Origin of the sequence: Pseudogemmobacter faecipullorum (genome assembly GCF_020539525.1) — a bacterium.
GTDB lineage: Bacteria > Pseudomonadota > Alphaproteobacteria > Rhodobacterales > Rhodobacteraceae > Pseudogemmobacter > Pseudogemmobacter faecipullorum.
In genome coordinates this window covers 1-9,918 of sequence record NZ_JACDXX010000040.1, presented here as the reverse complement: position 1 = coordinate 9,918, position 9,918 = coordinate 1, and the positions used below count along the sequence as shown (strand labels likewise).

The 9,918-nt window shown below is 65.9% G+C and carries 13 protein-coding genes and 1 pseudogene; 13 read left to right on the top strand and 1 reads right to left on the bottom strand.

Translation table 11 applies throughout. From position 1 onward, the window contains the following. The 13 genes and pseudogenes from H0485_RS20345 to H0485_RS20285 form a co-directional block, all read left to right on the top strand. A pseudogene (locus H0485_RS20345) lies at window positions 1–73 on the top strand (IS6 family transposase); the annotation flags it as partial. A 58-nt stretch (window positions 74–131) separates the two neighbouring features. Beyond that, window positions 132–485, top strand: coding sequence for a CobW C-terminal domain-containing protein (locus tag H0485_RS20340; protein WP_226937734.1), 354 nt, complete (start codon window positions 132–134; stop codon window positions 483–485). A 194-nt stretch (window positions 486–679) separates the two neighbouring features. Beyond that, complete coding sequence (locus H0485_RS20335; RefSeq protein WP_226937733.1) at window positions 680–1,024, top strand: hypothetical protein; 345 nt, start codon at window positions 680–682, stop codon at window positions 1,022–1,024. 205 nt (window positions 1,025–1,229) lie between these two features. Then, window positions 1,230–1,685, top strand: a complete 456-nt coding sequence (locus tag H0485_RS20330) for a c-type cytochrome (protein ID WP_226937732.1) — start codon at window positions 1,230–1,232, stop codon at window positions 1,683–1,685. Next, window positions 1,682–2,521, top strand: coding sequence for an MbnP family copper-binding protein (locus H0485_RS20325; protein WP_226937731.1), 840 nt, complete (start codon window positions 1,682–1,684; stop codon window positions 2,519–2,521). The genes H0485_RS20330 and H0485_RS20325 overlap by 4 nt, the downstream gene beginning before the upstream one ends. Continuing rightward, a complete protein-coding gene (locus tag H0485_RS20320; RefSeq protein WP_226937730.1) occupies window positions 2,522–3,718 on the top strand; it encodes a methanobactin export MATE transporter MbnM in 1,197 nt (398 codons plus the stop codon). Then, the gene (locus H0485_RS20315) at window positions 3,715–4,566 is read left to right on the top strand and encodes a copper uptake system-associated protein (protein ID WP_226937729.1); all 852 of its coding nucleotides are present in this window, start codon (window positions 3,715–3,717) and stop codon (window positions 4,564–4,566) included. The genes H0485_RS20320 and H0485_RS20315 overlap by 4 nt, the downstream gene beginning before the upstream one ends. After that, a complete protein-coding gene (locus H0485_RS20310) occupies window positions 4,563–4,973 on the top strand; it encodes a hypothetical protein (RefSeq protein WP_226937728.1) in 411 nt (136 codons plus the stop codon). Before H0485_RS20315 ends, H0485_RS20310 begins: the two co-directional genes overlap by 4 nt. A 49-nt stretch (window positions 4,974–5,022) precedes the next feature. Further along, window positions 5,023–5,550, top strand: a complete 528-nt coding sequence (locus H0485_RS20305; RefSeq protein WP_226937727.1) for a YcnI family protein — start codon at window positions 5,023–5,025, stop codon at window positions 5,548–5,550. 69 nt (window positions 5,551–5,619) lie between these two features. Beyond that, the gene (locus H0485_RS20300) at window positions 5,620–7,194 is read left to right on the top strand and encodes a copper resistance CopC/CopD family protein (RefSeq protein ID WP_226937726.1); all 1,575 of its coding nucleotides are present in this window, start codon (window positions 5,620–5,622) and stop codon (window positions 7,192–7,194) included. Continuing rightward, window positions 7,191–8,195 carry a copper uptake system-associated protein gene (locus H0485_RS20295; RefSeq protein ID WP_226937725.1) on the top strand — a complete coding sequence of 335 codons (1,005 nt, stop codon included), beginning with the start codon at window positions 7,191–7,193 and terminating at the stop codon, window positions 8,193–8,195. Before H0485_RS20300 ends, H0485_RS20295 begins: the two co-directional genes overlap by 4 nt. A gap of 7 nt (window positions 8,196–8,202) precedes the next feature. Next, window positions 8,203–8,808, top strand: a complete 606-nt coding sequence (locus tag H0485_RS20290; RefSeq protein WP_226937724.1) for an SCO family protein — start codon at window positions 8,203–8,205, stop codon at window positions 8,806–8,808. Then, on the top strand, window positions 8,805–9,395 hold the full coding sequence (locus tag H0485_RS20285; protein ID WP_226937723.1) for an SCO family protein: 591 nt from the start codon (window positions 8,805–8,807) through the stop codon (window positions 9,393–9,395). The genes H0485_RS20290 and H0485_RS20285 overlap by 4 nt, the downstream gene beginning before the upstream one ends. Window positions 9,396–9,437: 42 nt before the next feature. On the opposite strand, the gene H0485_RS20280 is transcribed toward H0485_RS20285, so the two are convergent. Further along, window positions 9,438–9,770 (bottom strand): hypothetical protein, encoded by a 333-nt coding sequence (locus H0485_RS20280; protein ID WP_226937722.1) that lies wholly within the window; start codon window positions 9,768–9,770, stop codon window positions 9,438–9,440. Window positions 9,771–9,918 lie beyond the last annotated feature (148 nt).

Genomic DNA, 9,918 nt, shown 5'->3' with positions numbered 1-9,918 from the left:
CATGATCCGCAAGGCACAGATCCCGGCTAACGGTGCCTCGGCGTTCCAGATCTTTGCGGGGCTCGCGGCATAACTATGTCCAGCGATCAGATCCTTTCAGCCTGTTCGGAAATTTGCGACACAACCCTGTCGTGGCTATACCGCTTACTCGCGATGACCCCGTTGATGAGCGGGCGCTGCGGCAGTTCCTGGTACGGCTGACTTCGACGCCGGGCAACGGATTGCTGCGGATCAAGGGGTTGGTCGCCCTTCAGGACGATCCTGCGTCACCAGCCCTTGTCCATGCCGTCCAGCATCGGCTCTATCCCATCACGCGGTTGGAGGCTTGGCCGAATGGTGCGGCTTCAAGCCGGCTGGTGATCATCGGCACCAATCTGGACGAGGGTGGCATCCGGGCCGAGTTCGCGGCGCTCTCGGGGAAGCCGCAGCCCTTCCTCGCCATGGCATTCCAGGCCTTCAAGCAGGGCGGGCGGCCGTTTGGTTGAGAGGGGGGAGCCTGGCGGGCTCGTACCGTCGAAAGCAAGTCTGATCATGCAGCGCGACGACTTCGCTCTCCTGCGACAGATTGCTCTGAACCACATGGCCAGCTTGCCGGATCATGCAACCTTCCCGTATAGGAAGGTTTGAGGGAGAGCAGCATTTGTCCAGTAAAGCGAGCATCGTAAGCCGGGAGATCGGCATGGCCTTGGCCGTGCTCGCGATCTGGCTCATGTCGCTTCTGGCACCCATGCACCAAGTCTCGCGGCTGATCGGTGAACTTGCCGAGGCCGGTATTGTCACCGTGACGGACTGGTCGCTCTGCCTCCCGCTTGATCTTGACGGTGACGGCCCCGATGGGCCGCAGACGCTATGTCCGGCCCAGGGGATCGGCAAGAACGATCTCGCGATCATGCCTGATACGGTGCTTCTGGCGATCGTGCTTCCGCTTGCCGTAAGCCCTTTCCTGCCTTCGCCCCCCGAGCGTTTCTGGGCACGCGTCCAGGCCGATACTGGCCAACCCCGAGCCCCACCCGTTCCGGTCTGACACGCACGCTTGCGCCGGTGGCCCGGGCAAGGCAGCGTCGATCCGTCCGGTTCCCTTCTGGCGAAATGACCGGTTTTCTGCGGATCGCGCCAACGCTGGTCACCTGACCGCGCAAACCCGTGCGTACCCTGAGCCTCACCGGGCGGGGGGCAGCCGATGGCTGTTCCATGTGCCCGGACGATTTCTCCGGACCTGCGGACCTGAAATGCGTCGAACTCTTCTTGCGATCCTCTGCCTGTTGCAGCCAGCGACTACCAGCGCGCAGACCACCGGTGACCCTGATGCCGGAGAGCGCGGTTTCACGCGTTGCCGCGCCTGCCATTCGGTGACTGCCGCCGACGGCACCGTGATCGTGCGCGGCGGAGCCACCGGCCCCAATCTGTTCGGCATCATCGGCCGTCCGGCAGGGACCGGGGAAGGCTACCGCTATTCCCAGGCGTTCCGTGATCTCGCCGCCAGCGGCTTTGTCTGGTCCGAGGCGGACCTCGCAAGCTTCGTCGCCGATCCCCCGACCTTTCTGCAACAACGGCTGGGTGACCCGGCCGCCACGACCGGCATGGGCTTCAGACTGCGATCCGGGGGAGAAGACATCGCCGCCTGGCTCGCCCTGCAGGGCACATCCCGCTCCGTTTCCCAACGAACCAAGGACCAAACCCCATGAGCAGATCTCTTCTTGCCACCGCAGCCCTGCTGCTGGCGACCCCGGCGCTGGCTGAACAGCCGGTCAACATCAACTTCGCGGCCGAAATCGGCGGCGCGCCCTTTGCCTGTGGCCAGACCTATGACGCGCTTGGCGCAACCGGGGCCAGCGTCACCGGCATCGACTACCGCCTGTTCGTCAGCGATGCGGCGCTGGTCCGGGCGGACGGCAGCCTGCAACCGATCGCACTGGAACAGGATGGCAAATGGCAGCTGGACACCCTCGCGCTCCTTGATTTCGAGGATGGCACGCAGGGCTGTTCCGGCACCGGCAATGCCGATCTGAACACCAGCCTGCACGGCACCGTGCCTGCGGGCGACTATGTCGGGCTGACCTTCACGCTCGGCGTGCCGTTCGGGCAGAACCACATCGACCCGACGCTGGCAGCCGCGCCGCTGAACACCACCGGCATGTTTTGGAACTGGCAGAACGGCTTCCGCTTCGTGCGCATCGACATGGTGCCGACCGACCGCGCCGAGGATGGCCCGAAGGGCTGGTTCCTGCATCTTGGCTCGACCCAATGCGCGGCGGAATCGAAGACCGAGGCGCCAAGCGCCTGCACCAATCCGAACCGGGTCACCGTGACCTTCCCGGGCTTTGATCCTGCAACAAACACCGTGGTGATCGACCCGGCGCCGGTAGTGGCAGGGGCTGATCTGCGGGTGAACGCACCGGACACCTCGCCGGGCTGCATGTCCTTCCCGGGGGATGCCGATTGCACAACGGTGATGAGCAGGCTGGGCCTGCCCTTCGACGGCATCGCGGCGGGCGCGCAGCAACTGCTCTCGGTGCGCTGAATGCGACCGCGGAGCCTTGCCCTGCTCGCGCTCCTGACCACCACGGCGGCTTTGGCCGCCGGGGCACCCGGTCTTGCGCAGATGGCGGGTCTTGCCCGGCAGGTGGGGCATTTCATCTGGCCTCTGCCGGCCTGGATGCCCACGCCGCCCGTCCCCGAGGACAACCCGATGCGCGCCGAGGTGGTCGAACTGGGCCGCCGTCTGTTCTACGATTCCCGCCTGTCGCGCGATGGCACCGTGGCCTGCATGTCCTGCCATGTGCAGGAGCGCGCTTTTACCGATGGGCGCGCGCTGGCTTTGGGGATCGACGGCACGGTCGGTATCCGCAATGCGCCGTCGCTGGCCAATGTCGGCTACTACCCTCAGCTGACCTGGGCCAATCCGCATGTGACCAGCCTCGAATTCCAGGCGCTGATCCCACTTTTTGGCGACAACCCCGAGGAAATGGGCGGCAATGGCCGCGAGGTCGAGATCTTTGCACGGCTGGCTGAGGATCCTTATTACGCCGAGGCCTTTCCGGCGGCTTTCCCCGACCGCCCCCAGATCGACCTCTTCACCGTGACCCGCGCGCTTGGCGCGTTCCAGCGCACGCTGATCTCGGTGGACAGCCCCTATGACCGTTTCAAATACGGGGGCGAGGCGGCGGCGATTTCCGACGCCGCCAAGCGTGGCGAGCAGTTGTTTTTCGATCACCGTTTCGAATGCTATCACTGCCATGCTGGCGTCCTCTTCACCGACAATCTGCAAACCTCGCGTTCCGGCTTTGCCGAGACGGGCAGCCACAACAACGGCCTTTACAACATCGACGGCGCCGGGGCCTATCCGCCCTGGGCCACGGGGTTCCATGAATTCACCGGCAACCCCGCCGATATGGGCCGGTTCCGCACGCCCAGCCTTCGCAATGTCGCGGTGACGGCGCCCTATTTCCACGATGGCTCTGCCGAAACCCTGCGCGATGTGCTGGATCACTACGCCGCCGGGGGCCGCACCATCACTGACGGCCCCTATGCCGGGGACGGATCGCAGAACCCGCACAAGGACGGGATGCTGGTCGGCTTTACCGCGACCGAGGCCGAGATCGCCGGCATCATCGCCTTTCTCGAAAGCCTGACCGACGAGGGATTCCTGACCAATCCCGCCTATGCCGATCCCTGGCCCCGGGGACATCCCGCCAGCTCTGAGAGGGCCGAGCCATGAAACGCCTGCTGGCCTTGCTTTTGTGCCTGATCACCACCCCGGCCGTGGCGCATGAATTCCTGCTGGATGATCTGCAGATCATCCACCCGGCGATCCCGGCAACGCCGATGAGCGCGACCTCGGCCATGGTCTATATGGTGCTGGCCAATGACACCGACCAGCCCGAGCGGTTGCTGGCGATCGAGACGCCCTTTGGCCCGGTGCGGTTCGAGCGCCCGGTGGTGCAGCCCGATGGAACGACCCTGTGGGAGCGCATGGCCTGGATCGACATTCCGGCGGGCGACATGGCGATGCTGTTCCGGGGCGAGACGCGCGGCGTGATCGACGGCATTTCCCGCCCGCTGTTCGAGGGTGGCGAACTCGACGGGGTGATGGTGTTTGAAAAACGCGGCCGGCTCGAGATGTTCTTCATGATCGACCCGCTGGATATCGAGGATGAACCCGATGCCCCGGCCAGCCCTGACACCCCTGCGATGGACCGCCCCGCCGATCTGGTGGCTGTTGCCACGGCCCTGCGCGCGGCGCTTGACGCCCCGGATGCGATGATCGCCCCCGTCGTGCTGGACGGCGATGTCGCCCTGGCCGGCTGGACACTGGCAGATACCGGCGCACGCGCGTTCCTGCGCCGCGATGCGGGTGGCTGGCGCACCCTGATGTGGTCCGATGCCAGCCTGACATTGCAGGCGACACTGACCAGCCTTGGTGTTCCACGCAGCGCCGGTGACCGGCTGCGCGCCGAATTGTCCGCCGCCGAAGCCGCACTTGGCCCGGCCTTCACCGCGCGCTTCGATGCCTTCCCCGGCACCGTCATTCCCGGCAAGGCTGGACCCGAGGTCGTGGCCGAATGACCCAGCCCCGCCGCCAGAGCAAGACCCGGCCACTCACGCGCCTTGCACTGCGCGAGGGCGGCTTTGCCTTTGCCATTCTGGCGGTCTGGCTGCTGTCGCTGCTGTCGCCGATGCATCTGGTCTCGCGCGCGGTGACCGAGTTGCGGCTGGCCGGGGTGGAGACCGGCAGTGACTGGACGCTCTGCATCCCCTCGGGGCAAAGCGATGACGAGGGGCGCAGCATTCCGCTCTGCCCCGGAAAATCGCTCTGTGGCGGTGGGCTGCTGCCGCCCGTGACGGGTCTCACGGCGCTCTCTTTCCATTCCGCACCCGCAAAGCTCGGCGCGCTGACCGCGCAACTCCCCCTCCACCGTGTCCTGCAAGGAGAACCGCAGCCGCGCGCACCCCCATGGGTGGCGCAAGGCTGAACCGGCGGGCGTTCCCGCCATCCTTTCAAGACCAGATGGAGATCACCAGATGATCCGTACTTTCCTTGGCGCCGCTGTCGCCGCCACCACCCTGACCGCCTTTGCCGCCCCGGCCATGGCCCATGCCACGCTGGATGTCAAAGAGGCCGCCGTCAATGTGACCCACCGCATCGCGCTGCGCATCCCGCATGGCTGCGGCGATGAGGCCACCCATACCGTCCGCGTGCAACTGCCCGCCGGTTTCGTGAACGCCCAGCCGATGGTCAAGGCCGGCTGGACCACCGAGACCGTGCGCGGCGATTACGCGGCTCCGGTCACCCATCGTGACAATGAAATCACCTCGGGCGTGACCGAAATCGTCTGGTCGGGCGGCGATCTGCCTTCGGCCTTCTATGACGAGTTCATCGTGCGCGGCGCGGTGGCCTCAAGCGTCGAGCCGGGCACCCAGATGCATTTCCTGATCGTGCAGGAATGCGCGAATGGTGAAGCCGCCTGGATCGACACCTCGGGCGGTGACGTCAGCCATCCGGCACCCTTCATCACCGTGACCCCGGCCCCGGCACCCTCGGGCCACTAAGGCAGCATATCGCGGGGGGCCGTCATCGGCCCTCCGCACCCTTGCGACCAAATCCGAGAGACAGCCGCCATGACCCGCCCCGTTCATCGCCTCGCCCCCCGTCCTGTCTTGTGGGCCGCTGCCCTGATTGCACTGGCCGCCCTGCTCCTGCCGGGGGCATCCCATGCCCATGCCGTCCTGCTGGGTGTGACGCCCGCCGAATCCGCGCTGCTCGAGACCGCGCCGGATGTGATCGTGCTGGCATTCAACGAGCCGGTCGCAGCCCTCGCCATTGCCCTGATCGGACCGGATGGCGGCTCGACCGATCTGACCCAAGCGGCCAGCGGCGACAGTCGCCTGACCATCGCCTTGCCAGATCTCACACGCGGAACGCAGGTGCTGAGCTGGCGCGTCGCCTCGGCCGACGGGCATCCGGTGGCGGGCACGCTGGTGTTCTCGGTCGGTGAAGTCACCGGCGCGGCCGAGGTCGCCTCGGGCGACCCCATCGTGGCTGGGCTGCTGTGGGGCGCGAAACTGCTGATGTCTGTCGGGCTGATCTTCGGCATCGGCGGCGGGCTGTTCGGTGCCATCGCCGGTTTGCCGCCAACCGCGCGCCGCATGTCTGCAACGCTGATCTGGAGCGGCCTTGCCGCAACCCCGCTCGCCCTTGGCCTGCATGGGGCGGATGCGCTTGGCTTGCCGCTTTCGGCGCTGTTCAACGCTGCACCATGGGCTGCGGGATGGCGGACCAGCTTCGGCATCATGACAGTGCTGGCGCTGATGGCGGGGCTGTTCGGCCTGGCGGGGCTGAGCATCCGTCCGTTGGCCGTGTTCGCCACCGCCCTGCTGGCGGCCGCCTATGCCTCGGCCGGCCATGCCGGGGCAGCCGATCCGCAATGGCTGACCCGCCCTGCCGTCTTTCTGCATCTGGCGGCCCTGTGCTTCTGGCTGGGCGCGCTGATCCCGCTGGCGCTTTGGCTGCGCCGCGACGATGGCACCGCCGCGCTGAAACGGTTCTCGGATGCGATCCCCTTTGCGGTGCTCCTGCTCGCCGGTTCGGGCATTGCGCTCGGGATGGTGCAGATGGGCGGGCCTGAGGGGTTGGCGACCGCCTATGGCCGTATTTTGGCGGTGAAACTCGGCCTGCTGGCGCTGCTCTTCGTGCTGGCGGCGTGGAACCGCTGGTCGCTGACCGGACCGGCGCTGAAGGGCGTGCCGCAAGCCACCCGCCGCCTGCGGGTCGTCATCCTGATCGAGATGGCGCTGGTGGTCGCCATTCTCGGTCTTGCCGCCGGTTGGCGGTTCACCCCGCCGCCGCGCGCCTTGGCGCTGGTCGTCGCCGCGCCCGCCCATACCCATATCCACACCGCAGCGGTGATGGCCGATGTGACGGTGACCCCCGGCACGGCCGGTCCGGTCGCCATGGAAATCTGGCTCTCGGACGGCGATATGCAGCCGATCACACCGCAAGCGGTGACCGTTGGCCTGACGCTGCCCGAACGCGGGATCGAACGCATGACTTACGAGGCCACCGCAGATGCGGACGGCCTTTGGCATGTGCCCGAGCTGATCCTGCCGCTGGCGGGTGACTGGGCCATTGACCTTGAAATCCGCCTGACACGCTTTTCGATGACGCGCATTGACGGCATCCTGACCCTCAAATGACGATTGGACACGCCATGAAACCCGCCCTGCTGTCGCTGTTTTTGGCCACCACCCTGCTGACCGGCACCGCTTTCGCCCAGCACCACGACCATGCCCCCGCCGCACAGGCGCAGTCGGGCGGGATCACGATCACCGGAGCCTTCATCCGTGCCACCCTGCCGCGCGCGCCGGTCGGTGGGGCCTATCTGACCATCACCAATACCGGGGCTGAGGACGACCGCCTGCTGGGCGCCACGGCAGAGATCGGCCGCAATGTCGAATTGCACGAAATGGCGATGGAAAACGGCGTCATGTCGATGCGTCTGCTGCGCGATGGGCTGGTCATCCCCGCAGGCGGCAGCGTCACGCTGGACCCGAGCGGCCTGCATCTGATGATTAATGGTCTGACACAGCGGCTGGAACAGGGGGGCACCCTGCCTTTGGTGTTGCGGTTCGAGCGGGCGGGCGAGGTCACCGTCGCGTTCGACATCCTTGCCCTGAACGCGCGGACCCATCCCGACTGGCCGGAGGCTGAAGCACCGCATGGTGCTGCGGAACACGACCATTCGGCGCACGATCACTTGGCGCAGGGGCATGCGGCCCATGGCCATGACAGTGCCGGTTTCGATCAATCCACCGTCGAAGGCGACGCCGCCCGCATCACCGGCCTGCTCAAGAACATGTTCGAGACGCAAGACAGCCCGCTGACCGTGGCGCCGCTGCTGATCGAAGGCGATATCGCCATCATCGGCTGGTCGCAGCAGGACAGGGGCGGCCGGGCGCTGCTGCGCCGCGACGAGGACGGCCTCTGGCGTGTCAGCATCTGCGCAGGCACCGGCCTGAAGGGCGAGGCCAACATGATCCAGATGGGCATCGCGCCCGACATCGCAGCCCTTCTGGCTGCCGCACAGGCCGAGGCCGAGGCTGCGCTGACACCGGAACATGCCGCGCGGCTTGACCTGTTCGATCAGGAGCAGTTCTTCGACGCCGAAGCCGGTGAAACCGGCGCGCATCAGCATTGAGGCAGACATGCACCGCAAATCTCTCCGCAATTTCCGCATCCTGCTTTGGGGGCTGGTCGCCATCGCCGGCCTCGCCAGCACATGGGTCTTCCTGCGGCCACAACAGACGCCAACCCAGGCCATGGCCAATGCCGATATCGGACAGGGCGATTATCACCTGGTGACCCATGACGGAGCGCCCTTCACGGCTGAAACGCTGGTGGGCGCACCCTCGCTGGTGTTCTTCGGCTTTACCCATTGCCCGGATGTCTGTCCGACCACCATCGGCGACATCGCCGGCTGGAAAGAGGAACTGGGCGCGGCCGGCGACGATCTGCGGGTCTTCCTGATCACCGTCGATCCCGAGCGCGATACCGCCGGAATGCTGGGCGATTATGTCGGCTGGATCGACGGCGGGCACGGCGTGACCGGAACGCCGGAAGAAGTGCAGAACGCCATTCGCGCCTTCAGGATCGTCGCCAGCAAAGTGCCGCTGGACAACGGCGATTACACGATGAACCACACCGCCTATGTCATGCTCTTCGACCGTGACGGGCGCTTTGACCAGATCTTCAGCTATCAGGAAGATCCGGCCCGTGTGGTGGCGAAGCTGCGCGCGGCGCTTGGGGCATGAGCGTGCAACGGCGCCTCCTCATCGCGCTTTGGGCGCTGGTTGTGGTGGCACTGGGGCTGGTGGCCTGGTTCCTGATGCTCTCGCCCGATCGGCAACGGGCCGGGGCGCTTGAATTCGGACGTGGTGACTATGTGTTGCAACGCCATGACGGTGGCGCATTCACACAAGAGACGCTGATCGGCCAACCCTCGCTGGTGTTTTTTGGGTTCACCCATTGCCCTGATGTCTGTCCCACCACCATCGGCGACATCCTGACATGGCAGGAGGAGTTGGGGGACGAGGCCGCAGATCTGCGGATCTTCTTCGTGACCGTCGACCCCGAGCGCGACAGCCCCGAAATCCTCGCGGACTATGTCGGCTGGCTGCCCGGTGCCGTCGGCGTCACCGGACCGGTGGACGAGATCCACAAGGCGATGCAGGCCTTCCGGATCTTCGCGCGCAAGGTTCCCACATCGGGTGGTGACTACAGCATGGATCACAGCTCCTCGGTCCAGCTCTTCGGTGCCGACGGGCGCTTTGTAACCCATATCTCCTATCAGGCGCCGCTCGAGCAGGCGCTGGAGCGGCTGCGCATGGTGCTGAGGTGATGGTGTGCTCCGGGGCATGGTTTGCCCCGGAGCCCTGCGGTTTCAATCACGTCTTCCGAAGATCACATAATTGTCCAGTATCTGCCATGCTGTGCCGACTTCGGAGAAGCCGGCATGGCGCAAGGCCGCTATATGGAAGTCAACCGGGCAGTCTTCACCGCTGCTGGCGCGTTTGCTGGGTCTCGAGGCATAGAATGCGTCCCGAGCCGCCTTCAGGGGTGCCAGCCGCGGCAGACGCTCGGCGCGTTCCCACCACTGGGCCCAATCGTCTTCCCCCTTGGAGAGCGCTTCCTCCTCAACCCGGCGGCGCACATTGGAAGCCACGGATTGCAGGGTGGGCCAGCGGGCATCGAAACGCATATGATCGCCATTCATCACGATGCCACCCGGCTGCAGTGTCCGCCATCAGCACCCTTGGAACAGTTTGGCGTGATTGCGTAGCGGAGGCTTTGCGGCTCATCTTTATCCCAGTTGGAGTTGAAGATGATGAAGAGCCGAAGGACCGCGCCAGCGAAACCCATGA

Bases quoted from the DNA above. Each gene is read 5' to 3' on its own strand.
- H0485_RS20310 (WP_226937728.1), top strand. From the start codon at position 4,563: ATGACCCAGCCCCGCCGCCAGAGCAAGACCCGGCCACTCACGCGCCTT.
- H0485_RS20335 (WP_226937733.1), top strand. From the start codon at position 680: ATGGCCTTGGCCGTGCTCGCGATCTGGCTCATGTCGCTTCTGGCACCC.
- H0485_RS20325 (WP_226937731.1), top strand. From the start codon at position 1,682: ATGAGCAGATCTCTTCTTGCCACCGCAGCCCTGCTGCTGGCGACCCCG.
- H0485_RS20330 (WP_226937732.1), top strand. From the start codon at position 1,230: ATGCGTCGAACTCTTCTTGCGATCCTCTGCCTGTTGCAGCCAGCGACT.
- H0485_RS20280 (WP_226937722.1), bottom strand. From the start codon at position 9,770: ATGAATGGCGATCATATGCGTTTCGATGCCCGCTGGCCCACCCTGCAA.
- H0485_RS20305 (WP_226937727.1), top strand. From the start codon at position 5,023: ATGATCCGTACTTTCCTTGGCGCCGCTGTCGCCGCCACCACCCTGACC.
- H0485_RS20315 (WP_226937729.1), top strand. From the start codon at position 3,715: ATGAAACGCCTGCTGGCCTTGCTTTTGTGCCTGATCACCACCCCGGCC.
- H0485_RS20295 (WP_226937725.1), top strand. From the start codon at position 7,191: ATGACGATTGGACACGCCATGAAACCCGCCCTGCTGTCGCTGTTTTTG.
- H0485_RS20285 (WP_226937723.1), top strand. From the start codon at position 8,805: ATGAGCGTGCAACGGCGCCTCCTCATCGCGCTTTGGGCGCTGGTTGTG.
- H0485_RS20300 (WP_226937726.1), top strand. From the start codon at position 5,620: ATGACCCGCCCCGTTCATCGCCTCGCCCCCCGTCCTGTCTTGTGGGCC.
- H0485_RS20290 (WP_226937724.1), top strand. From the start codon at position 8,203: ATGCACCGCAAATCTCTCCGCAATTTCCGCATCCTGCTTTGGGGGCTG.
- H0485_RS20320 (WP_226937730.1), top strand. From the start codon at position 2,522: ATGCGACCGCGGAGCCTTGCCCTGCTCGCGCTCCTGACCACCACGGCG.